At 58.4% G+C, this 20,631-nt stretch carries 19 protein-coding genes; 13 read left to right on the top strand and 6 right to left on the bottom strand.

The genetic code is table 11. The annotated features are described in order from the left end of the window. Positions 1–197: 197 nt before the first annotated feature. Positions 198–572: a winged helix-turn-helix transcriptional regulator gene (locus QWJ34_RS06120; protein WP_302726182.1), complete on the top strand. Its 375-nt coding sequence runs from the start codon at positions 198–200 to the stop codon at positions 570–572. Positions 573–675: 103 nt separating this feature from the next. Here the strand turns inward: QWJ34_RS06120 and QWJ34_RS06125 are convergent, their stop codons facing one another. Then, positions 676–1,932 carry an anaerobic sulfatase maturase gene (locus tag QWJ34_RS06125; RefSeq protein ID WP_368046274.1) on the bottom strand — a complete coding sequence of 419 codons (1,257 nt, stop codon included), beginning with the start codon at positions 1,930–1,932 and terminating at the stop codon, positions 676–678. An 84-nt stretch (positions 1,933–2,016) separates the two neighbouring features. Then, positions 2,017–2,745, bottom strand: a complete 729-nt coding sequence (locus tag QWJ34_RS06130) for an MBL fold metallo-hydrolase (RefSeq protein WP_302726183.1) — start codon at positions 2,743–2,745, stop codon at positions 2,017–2,019. Between the two features lie 263 nt (positions 2,746–3,008). Between QWJ34_RS06130 and QWJ34_RS06135 the strand changes: the two genes are divergently transcribed. Both QWJ34_RS06135 and QWJ34_RS06140 read left to right on the top strand, forming a co-directional pair. Further along, a complete protein-coding gene (locus QWJ34_RS06135; protein WP_302726184.1) occupies positions 3,009–3,557 on the top strand; it encodes a copper amine oxidase in 549 nt (182 codons plus the stop codon). A gap of 92 nt (positions 3,558–3,649) precedes the next feature. Next, the gene (locus QWJ34_RS06140) at positions 3,650–3,979 is read left to right on the top strand and encodes a DUF1292 domain-containing protein (protein WP_302726185.1); all 330 of its coding nucleotides are present in this window, start codon (positions 3,650–3,652) and stop codon (positions 3,977–3,979) included. Positions 3,980–4,181: 202 nt separating this feature from the next. On the opposite strand, the gene QWJ34_RS06145 is transcribed toward QWJ34_RS06140, so the two are convergent. Next, positions 4,182–5,660, bottom strand: a complete 1,479-nt coding sequence (locus QWJ34_RS06145) for an aminotransferase class I/II-fold pyridoxal phosphate-dependent enzyme (RefSeq protein ID WP_302726186.1) — start codon at positions 5,658–5,660, stop codon at positions 4,182–4,184. 335 nt (positions 5,661–5,995) lie between these two features. On the opposite strand from QWJ34_RS06145, the gene QWJ34_RS06150 reads away from it, so the two are divergent. Further along, on the top strand, positions 5,996–7,279 hold the full coding sequence (locus QWJ34_RS06150) for an MFS transporter (protein WP_302726187.1): 1,284 nt from the start codon (positions 5,996–5,998) through the stop codon (positions 7,277–7,279). A gap of 350 nt (positions 7,280–7,629) precedes the next feature. Continuing rightward, positions 7,630–8,424, top strand: coding sequence for an SDR family NAD(P)-dependent oxidoreductase (locus tag QWJ34_RS06155; protein ID WP_302726188.1), 795 nt, complete (start codon positions 7,630–7,632; stop codon positions 8,422–8,424). Between the two features lie 153 nt (positions 8,425–8,577). On the opposite strand, the gene QWJ34_RS06160 is transcribed toward QWJ34_RS06155, so the two are convergent. After that, the gene (locus tag QWJ34_RS06160) at positions 8,578–9,213 is read right to left on the bottom strand and encodes a YktB family protein (protein WP_302726189.1); all 636 of its coding nucleotides are present in this window, start codon (positions 9,211–9,213) and stop codon (positions 8,578–8,580) included. 194 nt (positions 9,214–9,407) lie between these two features. Between QWJ34_RS06160 and gndA the strand changes: the two genes are divergently transcribed. After that, on the top strand, positions 9,408–10,859 hold the full coding sequence (gene gndA, locus QWJ34_RS06165; RefSeq protein WP_302726190.1) for an NADP-dependent phosphogluconate dehydrogenase: 1,452 nt from the start codon (positions 9,408–9,410) through the stop codon (positions 10,857–10,859). A 269-nt stretch (positions 10,860–11,128) separates the two neighbouring features. On the opposite strand, the gene QWJ34_RS06170 is transcribed toward gndA, so the two are convergent. Beyond that, on the bottom strand, positions 11,129–11,434 hold the full coding sequence (locus tag QWJ34_RS06170; RefSeq protein ID WP_302726191.1) for a rhodanese-like domain-containing protein: 306 nt from the start codon (positions 11,432–11,434) through the stop codon (positions 11,129–11,131). A gap of 115 nt (positions 11,435–11,549) precedes the next feature. On the opposite strand from QWJ34_RS06170, the gene aroA reads away from it, so the two are divergent. The 4 genes from aroA (at position 11,550) to ptsP (ending at position 17,431) form a co-directional block, all read left to right on the top strand. Beyond that, positions 11,550–12,848, top strand: a complete 1,299-nt coding sequence (gene aroA / locus QWJ34_RS06175) for a 3-phosphoshikimate 1-carboxyvinyltransferase (protein WP_302726192.1) — start codon at positions 11,550–11,552, stop codon at positions 12,846–12,848. An 87-nt stretch (positions 12,849–12,935) separates the two neighbouring features. Then, positions 12,936–13,370, top strand: a complete 435-nt coding sequence (locus QWJ34_RS06180; protein ID WP_302726193.1) for a CoA-binding protein — start codon at positions 12,936–12,938, stop codon at positions 13,368–13,370. A gap of 406 nt (positions 13,371–13,776) precedes the next feature. Continuing rightward, positions 13,777–15,654, top strand: a complete 1,878-nt coding sequence (locus QWJ34_RS06185) for a glucose PTS transporter subunit IIA (protein ID WP_302726194.1) — start codon at positions 13,777–13,779, stop codon at positions 15,652–15,654. A 52-nt stretch (positions 15,655–15,706) separates the two neighbouring features. Further along, a complete protein-coding gene (gene ptsP, locus QWJ34_RS06190; protein ID WP_302726195.1) occupies positions 15,707–17,431 on the top strand; it encodes a phosphoenolpyruvate--protein phosphotransferase in 1,725 nt (574 codons plus the stop codon). A 194-nt stretch (positions 17,432–17,625) separates the two neighbouring features. On the opposite strand, the gene QWJ34_RS06195 is transcribed toward ptsP, so the two are convergent. Next, the gene (locus QWJ34_RS06195) at positions 17,626–18,159 is read right to left on the bottom strand and encodes a type 1 glutamine amidotransferase domain-containing protein (protein WP_302726196.1); all 534 of its coding nucleotides are present in this window, start codon (positions 18,157–18,159) and stop codon (positions 17,626–17,628) included. Positions 18,160–18,555: 396 nt separating this feature from the next. On the opposite strand from QWJ34_RS06195, the gene QWJ34_RS06200 reads away from it, so the two are divergent. From QWJ34_RS06200 to ccpA, 3 genes are all read left to right on the top strand, one after another. Next, positions 18,556–18,972 carry a hypothetical protein gene (locus QWJ34_RS06200; RefSeq protein WP_302726197.1) on the top strand — a complete coding sequence of 139 codons (417 nt, stop codon included), beginning with the start codon at positions 18,556–18,558 and terminating at the stop codon, positions 18,970–18,972. A 154-nt stretch (positions 18,973–19,126) separates the two neighbouring features. Continuing rightward, positions 19,127–19,468, top strand: a complete 342-nt coding sequence (gene ytxJ / locus QWJ34_RS06205) for a bacillithiol system redox-active protein YtxJ (RefSeq protein WP_302726198.1) — start codon at positions 19,127–19,129, stop codon at positions 19,466–19,468. Positions 19,469–19,608: 140 nt separating this feature from the next. Continuing rightward, complete coding sequence (gene ccpA / locus QWJ34_RS06210) at positions 19,609–20,619, top strand: catabolite control protein A (protein WP_302726199.1); 1,011 nt, start codon at positions 19,609–19,611, stop codon at positions 20,617–20,619. Positions 20,620–20,631 lie beyond the last annotated feature (12 nt).

Raw genomic sequence — 20,631 nt, forward strand, 5'->3', positions numbered from 1 at the left:
GGAAGAAGGCACTTCAAAGTGGGAAAGTTACGCCGAGGATACTATTGTGCGGGGCGCGGGTTTGAGCGGACCGGTATGGAAGAAGAGCGTACTTTCTTTGCGGGGGAGTACCCTCCCGTTGTATACTATTGGAGCTTGACGCGAACGAAAACAGAAGAAATGCAAATCAAATAAAAGCGGCGGACGGAGGCCAAACGATGGCGAGCGAAGTAAAAGAACGGATCGACCTGCAGGCGATCAACTGCGAGAAAGAATTGACGTTGGCCGTGATCGGGGGCAAATGGAAGCTGATTATCCTGTGGCATCTGGGCCTTGAAGGCACCAAGCGCTTCAGCGAATTGAAAAAGCTGATCCCGAATATCACCCAGAAAATGCTGACCAATCAATTGCGGGAATTGGAAGAGGATCTGCTGGTGCACCGCGAGGTATACCGGGAGGTGCCGCCGAAGGTGGAATACTCGCTGACCCCGTACGGGGAGAGTCTGATTCCGGTGCTGCGGATGATGTACGATTGGGGGAAGCAATACGGCGAAGAGGTGATTTGGAAAACGCCGGCTGAGGAAGCGAATTAAATAGAGGGAGAAGCGCCTGCCGGGGCGCTTTTTTCTTGCAGATCGTTTGTCGTGAAGCGGACTGCCGGGTCATAAGCGCTTTGCCCGAGACGGGGAGTTTCGTTTAAAAAGAAACGGCGCCGCAGCAGTGTTTATATTTCTTTCCGCTGCCGCAGGCGCAGGGCTCGTTGCGGCCGGGCAGGCGGCCGCCGAAGGTCGTGCGGAGGCCCTGTTCGAACAGGCTGCGGCGAAGCTGGCTGCCCAGCTTTGTCATGCGCTCGTGGGCGTACGCGTAGAAGCGCGTATAACTTTCGCAGAAATAATCCGGTCCGCCGCGCAGTCCTTCGCCGGTATCGGTGCGGCTGCGGGGGCAGCCGCCGTGGCAGAGGCTGCGCCATGGGCAGTTTCGGCACGGCTCCGGCAGGCCGGGCTTCAGGGCGCGGAATTTTTCCCACACCGGACTTTGCATCAGGTCTTCCAGGGAATCGTCGGCGATGCTGCCGAGCTTCCAATCGTCGTTGATAAAGAAATCGCACGGGTAAGCGCTGCCGTCTTGTTCGAAGATCAGAGATTCGGGGCAGTGTTCCCGGTGCTGGCACAGCTCCGCTTCGCGGTTAATGTATACGCTGAGCATATTGTCGAAGAACCTGACGGAGAGAACCGGCCGGCCGTCCGCGTACCACGCGTCGAAAGCCCCGCACAGAAATTCGCCGTATTCTTCCGGGGTGATCTCGTAAGTGCCGGCTCCTTCCGCATCCTGCGTTTTAAAATCCATGCACGGAATAAACTGGACATGGCTGAACCGCTGTTCGCGGTAGAATGCCATGAGTTCCGCGGCCCGATGGACGTTCTCGCGGTGCACGACCGTCAGGATATTGAAGTCCACATCCCGGCGGCGAAGATGTTCGATGCCCCGCATCGCCCGGTCGAAGCTTCCGCTTCCGTCCGCATAAGGCCGTCTGGCGTCGTGCGCGTCCCGCGGACCGTCCAGGCTGACGCCGATCAGGAAATTGTACGTTTTGAAAAATCCGGCCCACTTGTCGTTGATTAGCGTCCCGTTGGTTTGCAGGGAGTTGCTGATGGTCGTATGGGGAGGGGCGTACTGCGCCTGCAGCCGAACGACTTCTTCGAAGAAATCGCGGCCCGCAAGCAGCGGTTCGCCGCCCTGCCACATAAATACGGCCGGACCCCGGCCGTAATCCATATACTGCCGGACAAAGCGCTCCAGCACCTCGCGTTCGACCCGGCGAATCTGTGCGTCCGGTTTGCCTCCGCACGTGCTGTAGTAGCAGTAGTCGCACGCCAGGTTGCAGTCTTCGGAAACGGTTTTCCACATGACGCTCATTCTCGGCCGGGCGGCCGCGGCGGTTAGTACGGACAAGAGTGTCCCTCCCGATTCAAGATGAATCAAGCCTAGCACCCTGTATCGGACATGTCAAAAAGAGGAATATAGTTAAAATTGCAATTAAATCCGGTATATTTCGCCCTGCTCCAGAAACGTCATTTTTCCCGTCCGGCCTTCGAATTCGTCGCGGTTGTCCGCGTAGTGCATCAGCCGGGTGATGGCTTGGATTTCTTCCGGCAGCGACAGCAGCTCGTCCAGCGTCGTGTGCACGATTCCGGGACCTTCCAGCTGTACCTCGTGGAAGATGCGGCGCACGCCGCGGTCGCGGACCAGATTGAGCAGCAGCTCGCGATCGAACGTCATATCCGCGCTGTAGAAAATATCGCGGTTGAGGATCAGCGAATAACTTTTTTTGCCGGCGATATGCTGCGTGCGCACCGGTTCGACGCACAGATTCGGCGCGATCTCCTGCACTTCGCCCACGCGCAGCGGCCGCACGTCGAACGCGTCTTCCAATCTTTCCAGCCCTTCCTGCGTCATTCCACCGGACAGCGTATGGTTCCACAGCGGCTCTACCAGCGATTCGGCCAGGTACAGCACCGGCCTGCGACCGTGCTTGAACTTCATCTGGAAGCCGTACTCTTCGAGTCCGCCGACATGGTCGCCGTGCGTATGGGTGACCAGCACCGCATCGAGCTCGCCGAAGTCGATGCCCAGCTTATGCAGGGCGAGCGGCGCGGTGATTCCGCAGTCGATCAGCAGCCTGAAGCCGTCCTGCTCGATTAAGGCGTTATTGTTGAAGTACGTTTTGGCAAAAGCGTTGCCCGTTCCGATCATTTGCAGGTTCATTGCGGATTGTCCTCCCGTGGGGATTTGCCGATGCAATCGGCATTTGTGCGGCGTTCCCGTTTCTTGCGCACTATTATGGACGATTTCGCTGCCGGAATCAACAAAACGACCGCAACTTGACAGCGGGCGAAGAGTATACATGTATGAGATCGGCCTTTTGCAAAAAAACTTTCGGAAGCGGCGGTCGACCGAGTTTTTGCAAAAGGCCGGAAAGCTGCGCGGAAGCGAGCGATCCCATGGATACGGAGAGGATGACGCCCAGAATGAGGTGGAAAAGAATTGCGGCCTGTACGCTTGCTTTGTCGCTGCTAAGCGGGTCCGCGGTATTTGCCGAATCGGCAATTCAGAAAATCAAGGTCATGATCAACGGAACGACGGTCAGCGGCGGGGGCTACCTGATCGACGGAACGACGTATGTGCCGGTGCGCGAGTTCGACGGTCTGGCGGAATACAGCGACAGCAGCAAGACGGTCAGTTTCACCAAACCCAACGTCGATATTTTTCTGTTCAAAGGAGATACCGTTTTCGGCAACGTCAATGTCGGTAAATTGAAGTTCTATATCTTCTCCCAGGTGGACAGTCTGAACACCAGCATCAGTTCGGTCAAAGTATCGATCCGCAATCCTTCGGGCGACGTCAAAGACATCCAGTCCCAGGACCTCAGCTCGAGCAAAGACAACTTCTGGTTCAAAACTTACGATTTCACGTACGATTTCAGCAAAGCGGGCAAGTATTATGTCGAGTTTTATATCAAAAAAGACAACGGAAGCTATTCGATGGTCGCGCAAAAAGCGATCAACGCCGTGGAGTAAAAGGGATGGACATGCCGCAAATTGACCTGTTCGGGGCGAAGTGGTAGGATAAACGGTGTCTATTAAACTTTACGAAACGAGGGTTTACCACAATGAGCGAACATGAACACAACCATTCCCACAATCACGTGCACGGCGAGGATTGCGGTCATGACCATAGCCACGACGAGGAAATCGTAGTCGCATTCAGCGACGAAGAAGGCAACGAGAAGGAAATGGTTCTCGTCCAAACTTTCGACGTCGGCGAAGACGTTTACGCCCTGCTGCTCGAGCGCGACAATCCGGAAGCGGACGGCTTTATCCTGCGCCTGGAAGAAGAAGACGGCGAGACCGTGCTCGTCAACATCGAAGAAGAAGCCGAGTGGGCGAAAGTCGAAGCGGCTTACAACGAGCTCGTCGCCGCGCAAAGCGAAGAAGAATAAGCGGGTTCTCGGCCGGCAAGCCGGGCGCCGAAGTTCGGAAACAGGATGCCTCGTTCGCGAGAGGCGTCCTTTTTTTTGCGGATCGCGGCAAATGGGCTTCGCCCGCGGGAACGGCAAAAAGACGGCCGCGGCGGCGGCCGTCTGCTTGAAACGCGCAGGCGAGGAGTCGAAGAATCGGGGCGTGAATCGCGGCAGCCCGTTTTTAACGGATCGCGCCCGGTTCCACGATGACTTTGACGAACTGCACCGAACGGTCTTCGGGTCCTTTGACCGGCAGGCCGACTTCGACATGGTCCGTAATATAGTCGATATTTTCCTGGGTGATGACTTCGCCCGGCAGCAGAATCGGGATGCCCGGCGGATAAACGTAGATAAACTCGGCGATAATGCGGTCCGCGGAATCTTTGAACGGAATCGACTCCGTTTCGCCGTAGAACGCGTCGCGCGGCAGCAGCGCCAGATGCGGAATATCCGGAATCTTGACGACCAGCTCTTTGACCGCTTTGCCCTGATGCAGGAACTCCTGCGACATTTCGCGCAGCGCGTCCAGCAGGATGCGGATCGTGCCTTCGTTGTCTCCCGCCGTAATCAAGCACAGGATGTTATACATATCGCTCATTTCGACTTCGATGTTATGATTGTCGCGCAGCCAGTTCTCGGCTTCGTAACCGGTGATGCCGAGGCGGCGGACCTGGATCGTGATCTTGGTCGGATCGTAGTCGTACGTCGCTTCGCTGCCGATAATTTCTTCGCCGAAGCAGTACAGGCCTTCGATCTGGTTGATCGCGCTGCGCGCATAGTCGGCGAAGTCGAGCGCGCGCTCGGCCATCGCGTAACCGTTCAGCGCGAGCTGGCGGCGGGCCGTATCGAGCGACGCGAGCAGAATATAGGAAGTGGACGTCGTGGTCAGCATGCTGATTACGGTCTGCACTCTTTTGGGATTGATATAGCCGTTTCGCGTATTCACGTTCAGGACCGAGCTCTGCGTCATCGAACCGCCGAGCTTGTGCACGCTGGTCGCGGCCATATCCGCGCCCGCCTGCATCGCCGACAGCGGCAGCTGGTCGTGGAAATGGATCAGCACGCCGTGGGCTTCGTCGACCAGCACCGGCACGCCGTAGCTGTGCGAGAGCGCGACGATCTGCTGGAGATCCGCGCAGACGCCGTAATAGGTCGGATTGATGACCAGCAGCGCTTTGGCGTCGCCGTGCAGTTTCAGCGCCTTTTTGACCGAAGAAACCGTGATGCCGTGGTCGATCCCCAGGTTGGTGTCGCGTTCCGGCGCGATAAAGACCGGTTTAGCGCCCGCATAAATAATAGCGCCGAGTACGGATTTGTGCACGTTGCGCGGCACGATAATCTTGTCGCCCGGTCCGCAGACCGAGAGGATCATCGTGATGATCGCGCTGCTTGTGCCCTGAACGGAGAAGAACGTATGCGTAGCGCCGAACGCGTCCGCGGCCAACTGCTGGGCTTCCTCGATCACGCCCATCGGCTGATGCAAATCGTCGAGCGGCGCGATATTGATCAGGTCTATGGAAAGGGCGTTGTCCCCAATAAATTCACGAAATTCCGGATCCGTTCCCATTCCTTTCTTGTGACCTGGAATGTGAAACTGTACCGGATTTTGGTCCGCGTGCCGCCGAAGGGCGGTAAAAAGCGGAGTACGAGCATGATCCATTAGGGTTGTCACAACCTTTCGTGTGCGTAGAATAGTAGAGCAACTGAAGCACCTGGCATTTATAAAAAAATCAAACAAACTGAGTATAGCAAAACGGGGCGGGATTGCAAGAAGTCAATTTTTCGCGGGCCGCCGAACGGGAGAGGAAGACAAGATGAATATCGTTTATATCGGAATGAAAGCGGCATATATGGAAGAAACTGACGAGCGTTAGACTTTCTTCGCCGGGAGCCGATATAATAAACAAGGATAGAGAGAATACCGCTGGCGCCGCGGCGCGAAGCGGAGAGAAGGCCGGACGCGGACCACGCCGCAGCGGCCCGAAAGGGGTATTTATGAATAACCGGTTAATCGGTTCGGAGCCGAAACCAAAACTTTTTTCCGTCTTCGCCTGTATGTGGGCCATCGTATTTCTGACCGAATTCGTCAAGGGGGCGCTGCTGGTCACGGTGCTGCCCGTTTATATGCACAATTCGCTTGGGCTCAGCACGTTTACCGTCAGCCTGGCCTTCTCGCTGCAGTATGTCGGCGACAACGCGCTGCGCAGTCCGGCCGGCTGGCTGGCGGAGCATGTCGGCCTGCGCCGCACAGTGGCCGCCGGCCTGCTGATTTCCTGGGCGGCCGTTGCCGTGATGGCGATCTCCATGACCAGCGCGTCGCTCGTGATTGCGTGCGCGCTGCTGGGAATCGGCACCGCGCCGATCTGGCCGGTCGTGATGAGCACGATCAGCATGGAATCCGAAGCGAGCGGCGGAGCCGGCACCAAGATGGGCATTATCCAGATCGCCACGCTGGCGGGAACGGGCGGCGGGCCGCTCGTCGCCAACCTGATCGTCGGCGATTCGTACCGCATCGTGTTCTGGGTGCTGCTCGGCATCATGGCGCTGGTCACGGCCGCGGCGCTGCTGCTGCCCGGACGGATGCGCTGGAGCGTGCCGAAGATCGCGCGCCGTCCGCACGCCCATTTTTCTTTCCCGAAGAGGGTGCGCCGCGTCGTCAAGCGCCGCACCGTGCGTTCCGTATATTCCGTGCGCAAAGTATTCCGGGCGCTGACCGCCCTCAAACTGACGCCGCTGCTGTATCCGGCTATGTTCCTGCAAACGTTCGCGATCGGCATCCTGACGCCGGTTATCACCGTATATGTGCGCAACGAACTGGGCCTGACGCCGGGGCAGTTCAACGTGCTGCTGATCGTCGGAGGCGGCGTGGCCGTCGCGGGGCTGATCCCGGCCGGCAGGCTGGTCGATAAATTCGGCACGCGCTGGTTCCTGCATATCGGCTTCCTGCTGGCGGTGATCGCGCTGGCAGGGTTCGCCTCCACGCGCGCCATGCCGCTGGTCTGGTGTTCCGTCGTAATCGCCGGCCTCGGCTTCGCCATGATCCTGCCGGCCTGGAACACGCTGCTGGCCCAGCTCGTGCCGGAGACGGAACGCGGCGCGATCTGGGGCGTCTTCCTGACGCTCCAGGGCGCCGGCACCGTGCTCGGCCCCCTCGCCGGCGGCTGGACCTGGGACAGCCTCGGCCCCCAGGCCCCTTTCTGGGCCAGCGCTTCTTCCATGGCGCTGCTCCTGCTGATCCACGCCTCCATGGCGTGGTCTCGCAAAGTACAGGCCGCATAACCGGTCCGCTGCTCACTCCCGCTTTTCCCGCCCGCACTTCCAAGCCGCTCCGAGGAGCGGCTTTTGTGTGTCAAGAAAGTTAGATTTTCGCAAAAGTCAATTAGCGGAGGAGAAAATTCAGTGAAAGAGCGTTAGCGTTCGCCTTTGAAACCGGGAAGATTCCAACCAAATCCAATCAGTCTTCCTGGTTTCAACACGCGACTGTAACGAATTTTCTCCGCAGCGTTTGAACTTCTTTTACGAATAGGAACTTTATGCACAAAAGCAACTCCGACAACCGGCTTTTTACTCCCCCTCAAAAACGGTTAAAGAATAAAGGCTGCACGTACAAATGACGGGAGGCAAACAAAATGGAACTCGGATTAAAAGATAAAGTCGTCGTCGTGACCGGCGCAAGCTCGGGAATCGGACTGGCGACCGCGAAGCTGTTTCTGGAAGAAGGCGCAAAAGTGGCCGGCGCAAGCCGCCATCCGGCGAAGATTCGCGAACTGGGCGGCGAAGACGTCGTGCTGGCCGTCGAAGCCGACCTGAGCACCGCCGAAGGCCCGAAGAAACTGATCGAAGCGGCCGTCGCCAAGTTCGGCCGGATCGATATCCTGATCAACAACGCCGGCATCTCGCATTCCCGGCTGGACGGCTTCCTCGGCACGACCGACGAGCAGTGGGCAGAGACGTACCATAACAACCTGATGAGCATGGTGCGCACCTCGCGCGCCGCCATTCCGCATATGGTCGATCGGGGCAAAGGCGTCATCATCAGCATCGCGTCCGAAGACGCGCGCCAGCCTCAGCCGATGTCGGTCGATTACTCGGCGTTCAAAGCGGGGCTGCTGAGCGTGGGCAAAGCGCTGTCGTTCGAATTCGGGCCCAAAGGCGTCCGCGTCAATACCGTATCGCCGGGACCGACGCATACGAATATCTGGGACCGGCCGGGCGGCATGATCGACGCGATCTCGGAGAAGTTCGGCAAGCCGAAAGACGAAGTCATCGACTTCTTCGTCGACGAAGTGCGCGAGCTGCCGGTCGGCCGCATCGGCCTGCCGGAAGACATCGCCGCGATGGTCGTGTTCCTGTCCTCCGATAAAGCGGAGTACGCGTTCGGCGCGGAATATCCGGTCAACGGCGGTTCGTTCAAAGGCATGTAACATCCGGACCGAAGCGCTCGAACAAATCGGTTTCAACGCCAAAAACCGCAGCTTCGCGGCAGAAGGGCCTGCGCGAAAACCGCGGTTCTATCGGCTTGTCCCACTTGAATAACAGGCGAAACCTTGCCTTTGATCGAGACCAGTCGCTCTGCGTCAAAAAGCCATCTTGTACAGCGGAAGCAGCGTTTCGAACGTATCTTCGATCGTTTGCACGAGCTTGTCGCCGTCTTTGAGCAGGGGATCGTCTTTTTGCAAAAAGCGTCCGCACAGCACTTCGGATTTCTTTACGCTGCCGAGCCGGTCCGCGATCCGCCGCAGGCCGTCCTTGCCCAGCTCCGAGTGCTTGGTCCCGCCCGGTTTGGTGTGGTCGACCGACCAGTAAAACTGTTCCCGCAGATCCTCCGGCACCAGGTTCAGCGCTTTGCGTTCGTGCTTGCCCAGCGCTTCGGCCAGCGTGTTCTTGTTCGGGCTTTCGTAAATAACGGCCATCACGATGAACAGGTAATCGCCGAACATCCCCACCTGGAAATGGGGCAGCGCTTTGTAGCCGCGTTTGCTCGATGCCCAGGCGACCCAGGTATCGGCGGGCGGATGGACCGTGCGGCGCGCGTGCTTGGCGACATGCGGATACATTTCTTCGCCGCACTGCGCGGACAGGAAAGGAGCCAGGCGTTCTCCGAGCTCGTTCAGTTTGGGACGGATACGCCCGATCAGCGCTTCCATGCGGGGCTGCAGCCCCTCTATTTCGAATACGGCAAAATCTTTTTCGTCAAAGCCCCGGAAATCCATGTTCATGCTCCTTTCGGCAAATGGCTCCCGCGGGAGCCTTCAAGACATTCACCGGCCATTATAGCATAAGCGCGCGGCCGGAAAAATGAAGGGAAGATGAAGCCCGTTCTTCAGGACTTCACTTTGCTAAACAAAACGGGTACAATGAAAATTGTTGAAAGTTAATTTCACTTGTAAAGGATGGAGAACCTGAAATGTCAAAACAACAAATTGGCGTGGTCGGCCTTGCCGTCATGGGCAAAAATTTGGCGCTGAATATTGAAAGCAAAGGGTTTACCGTCTCGGTATATAACCGCTCCCCGCAGAAGACCCATGATCTGCTCGAGGAAGCGAAAGGCAAAAACCTCGTCGGCTCGTTCTCGGTCGAAGAGTTCGTACAATCGCTCGAAGTGCCGCGCAAGATCCTGATCATGGTGCAGGCGGGTCCGGCGACGGACGCGACGATCGAGCAGTTGATCCCGTTCCTGGATCAGGGCGACATCATTATCGACGGAGGCAACGCGTTCTTCCCGGATACGCAGCGCCGTAGCGAAGACCTGGAATCCAAAGGCTTCCGCTTTATCGGCACGGGTGTATCGGGCGGCGAAGAAGGCGCGCTCAAAGGCCCCGCGATCATGCCGGGCGGACCGAAAAGCGCGTATGAGCTGGTCGAGCCGATCCTGACCGCGATCTCCGCCAAAGTCGACGGCGATCCTTGCTGCACGTACATCGGACCGGGCGGCGCGGGCCACTACGTGAAGATGGTGCACAACGGCATCGAGTACGGCGACATGCAGCTCATCGGCGAAGCGTACCACCTGCTCAAAAACGTGGTCGGCGCCGATACGGACGAGCTGCACGAAATCTTCGGCGAGTGGAACAAAGGCGAACTCGACAGCTACCTGATCGAGATCACGACCGACATTTTCTCGCAAAAAGATCCGGAAACAGGCAAGCCGATGGTCGACGTGATCCTCGACGCGGCCGGCCAAAAAGGAACGGGCAAATGGACCAGCCAGAGCGCGCTCGACCTGGGCGTTCCGCTGTCCATGATCACGGAATCCGTATTCGCGCGCTTCCTGTCCGCGATGAAAGACGAACGCGTCGCGGCCAGCAAAGTGCTGAGCGGACCGCAAACGGGCGGCTTCTCCGGCGACCGCGCCGAGTTTATCGAGAATGTGCGCAGAGCGCTGTTCGCGAGCAAGATCGTGTCGTACGCGCAGGGCTTCGCCCAAATGCGCGCCGCGTCCGACGAGTTCGGCTGGGATCTCCAGTACGGCAATATCGCCATGATCTTCCGAGGCGGCTGCATCATCCGTTCGCAGTTCCTGCAAAACATCAAGGACGCGTACGACCGCGACGGCAAGCTTGCGAACCTGCTGCTCGACGATTACTTCAAAGACGTGATCGAGAAGTACCAGGATTCGTGGCGTAAAGTCGTAGCCGCGGCCGTAACGGGCGGGATTCCGGTTCCGGGCTTCTCCAGCGCCCTGGCTTACTACGACAGCTACCGCACGGAGCGCCTGCCGGCGAACCTGCTCCAGGCGCAGCGCGACTACTTCGGCGCCCACACGTTCAAACGCGTGGACAAAGAAGGCGTGTTCCACCACGAGTGGCTGGACCTCGACAACGGCACGCTCGACCTGCCGGATACGAAGAATCAATAAGCCGAGACTTTTTCGGACAGAACTCAAATCAAGCGGCGGAAGCGGTCCTCAGGGCTGCTGTTCGCCGCTTTTTTATAGGGATTGGGAGAAGAGTTCAAAAAATATAGTTTAGCGCTTTACAGCGTCTAATTATTGAATCGGAGTATCGGGACGTGGTATAGTGTGGAAAGAAGGAAGCCGTACACCGGCCGCGGCGCGGACAAAAGCGGCATAGCGGAGCCCGACGGGGACGATACGAAAAAAGGAGCCTTTCGGCTCCTTTTGACGATTCAATCCTGGTCGTTCCAGGCAAGCATGCCGCCCGTCATATTGACGGTACGGTCGAAGCCCGCGTCGGCGAGGTATTCGCATGCGCGTTCGCTGCGGTAACCGCTGCGGCAGATAAAGACGGTCTCGCGGTCCGGGTCCAGCTCGTCCAGACGGCCGGCCAGTTCTCCGAGCGGGATATGAACGGCTCCGGGGATCATGCCCTGGGCGACTTCTTCCGGCTCGCGGACATCGATCATCAGCGGAGCGTCGCCTTGTTCGAGACGCTCGCGCAGTTCCGAAGGCTCGATTTGTGCAATAGGATTCATGGATCTGGCCTGCCTTTCCTTAGGGGATAAGTCGGTGAAGATTCTTCCATGATAGCGAATACGAAAAACTTGTGTCAAATTCAATTCAATCGAAAGCCCGGGAGGAACCGCAACTATGGACGTCATCGTCAGAAGAACGGATAAACTGGAAGGAACCATCGAAGCTTTGTCTTCCAAAAACTATACCACCCGCTACCTGCTCGCCGCCGCGCTGGCGGACGGAACGAGCACCGTGCGTTTTCCCGCGCACAGCGAAGACAGCGACGCCATGCGGCGCTGCATCGCGGAACTGGGCGCGGAGCTGGACGAGAACGAAGAACGGATCGTGATCAAGGGCTTCGGACGGCGTCCCAAGCCGCAGGCCGAACTAAACGTCGGCAACGCGGGCGCCGTGCTGCGCTTTTTGCTTGCCGTCTCGGCGCTGTCGGAAGACGTGCACTTCGTGAATACGTATCCCGATTCGCTCGGCAAACGTCCGCACGACGACCTGATCGACGCGCTGACGCAGATGGGCGCGCGGATCGACCATAACGGCGGCAGACTGCCGATTACCGTCAAAGGACCGGTAAAGGGCGGACGCGTTACCGTGTCCGGCGAAGTCAGCTCGCAGTATCTCAGCGCGCTGCTGTTCCTGACGCCGCTGCTCGGCGAAGACAGCGAGATCGTCGTTACCGGCGACCTCAAATCGAAAGTGGTCGTCGGCCAGACGCTCGAAGTGCTGGAGCAGGCCGGCATCTCCGTGCAGGCCGAACCGGACTATTCGCGGTTTCGCGTGCCGGGCGGCCAGGCGTACCGGGCGGGCGAGTATATCGTCCAGGGCGACTACCCGGGCTCGGCCGCGATTCTGTCGGCCGCTTCCGTCGTGCCGTCGGACGTGACCGTGCGCCGGCTGCCGGAGCTGAGCCGCCAGGGCGAACGCGCCGTCGTCGATGTGCTGCGCATGATGGAAGCCCCGCTGACGCATGAGAACGATATTGTAACGGTCCGCGGAACCGGAGCGTTGAAGCCGGTCGAGTTCGACGGCGACGCCGCGACCGACGCGGTGCTGGCGATGGTGGCCGCCGCCGTATTCGCCGAAGGCACATCCCGCTTCTACAATGTCGAGAATCTGCGCTATAAGGAATGCGACCGCATCACCGACTACCTGAACGAGCTGCGCAAAGCCGGCGCGGACGTCGAGGAGAAGCAGGCGGAGATTATCGTGTACGGCCGCCCGCAGGGCGTGGCCGGCGGCGTGACGATCGATTCGCACTACGATCACCGCGTGATCATGGCGCTGACCATCGTCGGCCTGCGCGCCGACGCGCCGATTACGATCAAAGACGCGCATCACGTCGCCAAATCGTATCCCGGATTTTTCGACGATATGACCGCGCTTGGCGCGAACGTCGAATGGGTAAAAAATGAACAGTAGTCTGCGCGATCCGGGAAGACCTTTCGACTTGTAAAAAGGTTTTCCCGCCGCGGCCGACTGCCGAATCCTTCGAGGAGGCGAATCGAAATGAGTTTTCAAAATCCAAGCCGTGACGAAATCGGAACGCTGCTTCAGCAGGCCGGCAATATCGCGGTCGTCGGCCTGTCCGACAAACCGGATCGCACATCCTATATGGTATCGCAGGCGATGCAGTCGCGCGGCTACCGCATTATTCCCGTAAACCCGGCCGCCGCCGGCGCCGAGATCCTCGGCGAGACCTGCTACGCGTCCCTGGCCGACGTGCCGGAGCCGATCGACATCGTCGACGTTTTCCGCCGCAGCGAATTCTGCGCCGACGTCGCCCGCGAAGCCGTGTCCGCCGGCGCCAAAACGCTCTGGCTGCAGTCCGGCGTCTACAACGACGAAGCCGCCGAAATCGCCGGCTCCGCAGGCCTTACGGTCATCATGGACCGCTGCATCAAAGTCGAAGACGCCGTAACCGGCGCCGGCTCCCGCCGCTAATCGAACCGATCTCTCCCATCACTACCCCATTCGCCGCTTTTCTCGCGAGGCGAACCGAGGCTCTTCCCGTATCCGGGGAAGAGCCTCGACTTTTGATTGTAGAAAATCCCGGTCTTCCGAAGCCGCAGGAAGAGGGGAAAGTTCAGTGTAGGAGCGACAGCGTTCGCCTTTGCAATCGGGAAGCTCCCACATTAATCTCATCAAGCTTCCCGATTGCAACACGCGACCGAAACGAACTTTCCCCGCCGCCTTCAAGGCTTCGCTTCCGAACGGGACTTTTCTACAACCAAGAGACTCTTCCCCAACCGGAGAAGAGCCTTTTCGCCGAGTGAAAAAACGGCCGAAACACTTTGACAAACAGACGGTCAACCCTTAACATTTGAAGGTAGAGAGGAGAGGGACGTCTTTGAATTGGTTAGGTTCGCTTCAACAGCTCGGCCGGGCCGTGATGATCCCGACGATGGTCCTGCCGGCGGCGGCCATTCTGCTCAGCGCGGGCAGTCTCCCCTGGGGAGCCTGGGGAATTCCCGGCGTATCCGAAGCGTTAAACGTGGCGGGATCGGGCATACTGCTCTATCTGCCTTATTTGTTTGCCGTGGGCGTGGCCCTCGGACTCGCCAACCAGGCCGGCTACGCGGGTCTGGCGGCGCTGATGGGCATGACGATTTACGACCGCGTCACCGATTACTTCGCGAGCGGACAGGTTCGGCCGACCACGCTGGTCGGTATCCTGCTCGGCGTAATCGCGGGCGCTTTATATAATCGATTCAAAGATTTCAAACTACCGGAAACGATCCAATTCTTCGGCGGGTCGCGCTTCGTCCTGCTGTTTATGGGACTGCTGTCGGCGCTGTTCGCGTTCGCGATGCTGGCGATCGGTCCGGTGCTTCAAGCGCTGCTGAACTGGATGTTTATGGAGGTTCGGCTGACCGGGGGCTTCGGGTTGTTCGTGTACGGCATCCTGTACCGGGTGCTGTCCGCGTTCGGCCTGCATCATCTGCTCAACAATATCGTCTGGTTCCAGTTCGGCTCGTACGAGACGGCTTCGGGGATGATCGTGCAGGGCGACCTGCCGCGTTTCTTCGCCGGCGATCCGGCCGCGGGATTGTTTATGTCGGGACTGTTCCCGATCATGATGTTCGCGCTGCCGGCGACGGCGATGGCCGTGATTCACGAAGCGCGCGAAGACTTGAAACCCAAAGTGCGCAAAACGTTTGTCCGCGCCGCGCTCGTCTGTCTGCTGACCGGGGTGTCCGAACAGATCGAATTCGCTTTTCTGTTCGCTTCGCCTTTCCTGTTCGCGCTGCACGCGGTGCTGGCCGGCTTCGCCATGTGGCTGACGTACGCGCTGGATATCCATCACGGATTTTCCTACTCCGCGGGCCTGATCGACTTCGTGCTGAACTTCCACCTGTCGACCAACGCCTGGCTGCTGATCCCGATCGGCATCGTATACGGGGCCGGCTATTACATCCTGTTCCGCTGGGCGATCCGCAAGTTCCAGATTCCGACGCCGGGTCGCGAAGAAGGCTCGACGCTGGAAGACTGGGCCGGCAATATTCCGTACCGGGCGCCGCTGATTCTGCAAGCGCTGGGCGGACGGGAAAATATCGTGCAGGTGCAGGCGTGCATCACGCGGCTGAGGCTGACGGTGGCGAACGACCGGAAGATCGACGGCCACGCGCTCAAGTCGCTCGGGTCGGCGGGCTTGATCCGGCTCGGCGGAGGCAACGTGCAGGTGGTGTTCGGCACTTATTCCGAGCTGATCCGCGAAGAGATCAACAAGCTGATCGACCGGGAGCTGGACCATGTGCTGTTCGCTTCGCCGGTGCAGGGACGCATGATTCCGCTCGACGAAGTGCCGGACAAGATCTTCTCGGGCAAGCTGGTCGGGGACGGCGTGGCGTTTATTCCGGAAAAAGACGAACTGGTTTCGCCGGTGGCGGGCACCATCGTGCATATTTACCCGACGCAGCACGCGCTCGGCATCCGCACGAACGAGGAAGTGGATGTGCTGCTGCATGTGGGCATCGACACCTCGCAGATCGAAGGCGCGTTCAAAGCGTTCGTCGAAGTTGGCGATATCGTGGAGCCGGGTCAGCTCCTGATCCGCTTCGATCTGCCGAAGCTGCGCGAACACGCGCCTTCGCTGGCGACGCCGATGCTGATTACGAATCCGGACCGCGTGCGGTCCTGGAGCTTCGCGCCGTTCAAGGCGGTCAAAAAAGGACAGGGGTCGGTCATGTCGGTCGTACTCTACGATAAGGAGACGGGGCCGAAATGAAGCAGGCTGTTTCGAAATCGGGTCAACACAGAGAAACGAGAGGGGGAGAACGATGATTACCTGTATCGGAGCCGCACCGGGCGTTGCGATCGGGAGGGCTTTCGTTCTGCCGACGTGGGAATGGGATGTACCGGATCAAAAAATAGACGTCGTCGATCTGACGCGCGAATTCGAGCGCTTGACCGAAGGCATCCGCACATCCCGCTGCGAGATTGAAGATATGAAAAAAGAAGTCAAAGAAATGGTCGGGCCGGAGGAGTCGAGTATCTTCGACGCGCACCTGGCTATTCTCGAAGATCCGGTCTTCATGAGCGAGATCAAAGGGATCATCGAACGCCAGTACAAAGCCGCGGAAGTCGCGGTCAAGGAAGCGATCGATCACTTCGTCACCATGTTCGATCTGCTCGACGACGAATATATGAAAGAACGGGCGGCCGATATCAAGGACGTCGGCAACCGGCTGCTCAAGCATCTGCTCGGCGCGCCGGAGATCAAGCTGCCGTCCGATACGCAGCCTTATATCCTGGTCGCCAAGGAGTTGTCGCCGTCTCAGCTTGTGCACCTCAATCCGAGCCATGTGCTCGGTATCGTCACGCTCATCGGCGGCAAAACGTCGCATTCGGCGATTATGGCGCGCGCGGTTGGCATTCCGCTTGTGGCGGGACTCGAGAACAAGCGCGAGCAGGCTTTTCAAACGGGGGAACTGCTGGTTCTCGACGGGGAAGAAGGCGTGCTGTTCGTCGAGCCGGGCGAAGATACGCTGCGGATTTACGAAGAGAAACGGCTGAAGCTCCAGCGCAAAAAAGAACAGCTGCAGCTGCTGGCCGAAGTCGAAGCGGTGACGAGAGACGGCGAGCGTCTGACGCTGGCGGCGAATATCAGCTCGCTCAAAGAGCTGGAGACGTCGATGCGGCACGGCGCGCAGGGCGTCGGATTGTTCCGCACGGAATTTCTGTATATGGACCGCGCCGAATTTCCGAGCGAAGACGAGCAGTTCGACGTGTATCGCAAGATCGCCGAACGAACCGGCGGACAGCCGGTCGTCATCCGCACGCTGGATATCGGCGGCGACAAGCAGCTCGATTACTTCGCGCTGCCGGAAGAAGACAATCCGTTTCTCGGCTACCGGGCGATCCGCATCAGCCTGGACCGGCACGATCTGTTCCTGACCCAGCTGCGCGCGATTCTGCGCGCCAGCGCGTTCGGCGACGTGCGCGTGCTGTATCCGATGATCTCGTCGGTGGAAGAAGTGCGCCAGGCCAAAGACCTGCTGCACCGGGCGATGCGGGAGCTGGATCAGCGGGGCGAAGCGTACCGGGCGGATCTGCCGGTCGGGATCATGATCGAAGTGCCGGCCGCGGCGGCGATCGCCGATCTGCTGGCCGAAGAAGTCGACTTTTTCAGCATCGGCACGAACGACCTGGTCCAGTACGTGCTGGCCGTCGACCGGATGAACGAACAGATCGCGCATATGTATCATCCGTACCATCCGGCCGTGCTGCGCATGCTGCGCATGACCGTCAACGCGGCGCGGGAGCGCGGCATCGAAGTCAGCGTATGCGGCGAACTGGCCGGCGACGAGCGGGCGATTCCGCTCTGGCTGGAGCTCGGCGTACATAAGCTCAGCATGTCGCCGCAGTCTCTGCTGAGGGTCAAGCACCGGGTGCTCAACACCACGGCGTCGGCCGCGCGCGAGACCGGGCGGGAGAGCTTCAGGCTGAGCCGCTCCGGCGAGATCGAGCGGCTGCTGTCCGAGTTTGTGACGCCGGTCGTTTAAAAGGGGACCGATTCGAGAGAACGTCGGCAAAATCGCCCGATGAGCGTACAAAAGAATGTATTACAAAAGAACCTTCAAATCCACAGCCGTGTGGAAATGAAGGTTCTTTTTTGAACGTTGAAGCGGCTTTGAACCTCAACGATGCGTCGGCCGCCGTGGCGCACACAAGCGGAGCGGCCGTTTGCCGTTATCGTCTACTTGGCCTGCGATTTCGCCAGCGCGTTGCAGAACGCCAGCCCGTAAGGCGGCAGATCCGGCGGACGGCGCGCGGAAATAATATGGCCGTCGACGACGACCGCTTCGTCTTTCCAGATCGCGCCGGCATTTTCCATATCGTCGCGGATGCCCGGAGTGGACGTTACCGTAACGCCGTCCAGAATTTTGGCCGAGATCAGCACCCAGCCGGCATGGCAGATCTGGCCGATCGGTTTCTTGGCTTCGTGCATTTCGCGCACCAGCTCAAGCACTTTCGGATAGCGGCGCAGTTTGTCCGGCGCCCATCCGCCCGGTACGAGGATTCCGTCGTAGTCGGCGCTGTCCAGCTCGTCGAAAGCATATTCCGCTTCGGCCGGGACGCCGTATTTGCCGATATATTTTTTCCCTTTTTCCGCGCCGGCCAGATGGACCTCCGCGCCTTCTTCGCGCACCCGGTAAACGGGAACCCACAGTTCGAGATCTTCGAATTCCTCGTCCACCAGCGCAATCACTTTTTTACCGCTCAGACGCATATTCACCGTTCCTCCCGTTTGATTATCGTTAATTTGAGGCTTGATTCGAATTGCTTTCATTATTGTATCAATTCAAGCGGCGCCGGGCAAAATTACGAAAAAAAAGAGGTTTTTGACCCAGTTTTGAAAGCGCTTAATATTTTTTGAGAAAAGAAGCAGGAATTTGCGGAAGATACAGCGAATGAAGCAACCTATAGAATACCTATAAAAAAGAATCTCCGGTCTGCGGCGTGCTTTGAAAGGCGGCTCGGGTCGTTCTTCCGCCTGCGGCGGGAGGCCGGTCGGTTTGAAGGCATATACGGGGCGGAGAAGCCAGTCGCGGCGATCATGCGGCAATATCGATGTTGGAGGGATTGTTGGATGCTGGAATACTGCACATGCGGACAGAGGTACGATTTGGATTTTCGTCTCGTCGGTTATAAGAAACACATCAGCATCGACAATGTGCCGATTCTGGCCTGCCCGGGCTGCGAGCACGAAGAAGTGATGTTCGGCGTCAGAAAGGATCTGCAGGCGCTTCTGCTCAGTTTGCCGCTCGAAGAAGAACCGTACGGTCTCGATTACACGGATTTCAACGAGCTGGCCTGTATCGCGTATACGGCGTTTACCTGCAGCGAAGCCGATACCAAAGACGCGCTTCGCGCGGAGATTCTGGAGAACTGCGAGGCTCGCATCAATACGCTGCTGGACTTCTACAGCTTTGCCAGGGAAGCCGGCGACCAGGAGAGAATGGCCGAGATCGAACAGCGGCTGGCCCAATTGAGCGCGGTAGCGTGCGAATCCGGCGCGGCGCGCCGTTACTCGCCGGTTTAGCCCTGGCGGGCGTCCTTGTAAACCGGTAACGGGCGCCCGCGCCGCAAACAGACGGTTTTGACTTCGTTTTCCCGGGTTGTTAAACTGAAAGCGAACACTTGTATGCAACGCGATATTCCGCTGCAGCTTGGATAACGGAAGGGAGAGGCTATCAATGCCCAATTTTACACAGATCGCGACAAGCGAGCAGCTCGACTCCGCGATTCAAGAATCCGAACACAAACCGGTGCTTGTATTCAAGCACAGTACGCGCTGCCCGATCAGCGCCAGAGCCTACGAAGAAGCGAAACGCTATCTGCAGGGCACGCCCAACGAGGAAGCGGGCTACGTGCTGATCCACGTTGTCGAGGATCGCCCGGTGTCGCTCGAAGCCGCCGATCGTCTCGGGGTGGAGCACGCTTCGCCGCAGGCGATCCTGCTGAAGAACGGCAAAGCCGTCTGGAATACGTCGCATTCGCGGATTACTTCCGCTGCCCTGCAGGAGGCGCTGTCTTAAGACAGCCGCCTTTTTTGGAAAAAAGTGAAGCGTTAACATTGCGCCCCAGAGGAATTTATCGTATCATGGTACTAATGAAAGTTTGAATGTAATTCATTGAAACCTGATTGAAAAATTTACTGGCAATGGAGAGAACAGATGTGACGGTAACTATTTATGACGTGGCTCGCGAAGCGGGAGTCTCGATGGCGACGGTTTCCCGGGTCGTTAACAACAACCCGAATGTGAAACCGCAAACGCGCAAGAAAGTATATGAAGCGATCGAGCGCCTGGGCTATCGCCCGAACGCGGTCGCGCGCGGCCTGGCGAGCAAGAAAACGACGACGGTCGGCGTAGTCATTCCGGATATTTCCAACTCGATCTTCGCCGAAATTGCACGGGGTATCGAAGATATCGCGAACATGTATCATTACAACATTATTTTGTGCAATGCCGATAAGAAGAAAGAAAAAGAAATTCGCGTAATCAATACTCTGCTCGAGAAGCAGGTGGACGGGCTGATCTTTATGGGCGGTACCATCACCGAAGATCACGTGCAGGCTTTCCAGACGGCGTCCGTGCCGATCGTCCTTTGTGCGACCAAAGATGAAAACGGTACGATTCCTTCGGTCGATATCGACCATGAAGCCGCCGCTTTCGACGCGGTCAGCACGCTGGTTCGCCACGGTCACCGCGAGATCGCGATGATTAGCGGCACGCTGCAGGACCCGGCCAACGGATACTCGCGCTTCCAGGGTTACAAACGCGCGCTGGAAACAGCGGGGATCGATTATCAGGAAGACCTGGTGCGGATCGGCAATTACCGCTACGAATCCGGCGTGGAAGCGATGAAATACTTCCTCGGCCTGAAGCATAAGCCGACCGCGATCTTCGCGGCAACCGACGAAATGGCGATCGGCGCGATCCACAGCATCCAGGACGAAGGCTATAAAGTTCCGGACGATTTCTCGGTTATCAGTGTAAACAATATCAGCATGGCTTCCATGGTGCGTCCGCAGCTGACGACGGTGGCGCAGCCGATGTACGATATCGGCGCGGTGGCCATGCGCCTGCTGACCAAGCTGATGAAGAAAGAAAACGTGGAAAGCTCGCAGGTCGTCCTGCCGCACGAAACGATTCTTCGCCTGTCCGTCGCTCGCGTGAACGACTGAGCAGCGGAATTG

The sequence above is a fragment of the Saccharibacillus sp. CPCC 101409 genome, assembly GCF_030518235.1.
In the GTDB taxonomy this organism is placed as follows: Bacteria; Bacillota; Bacilli; order Paenibacillales; family Paenibacillaceae; genus Saccharibacillus.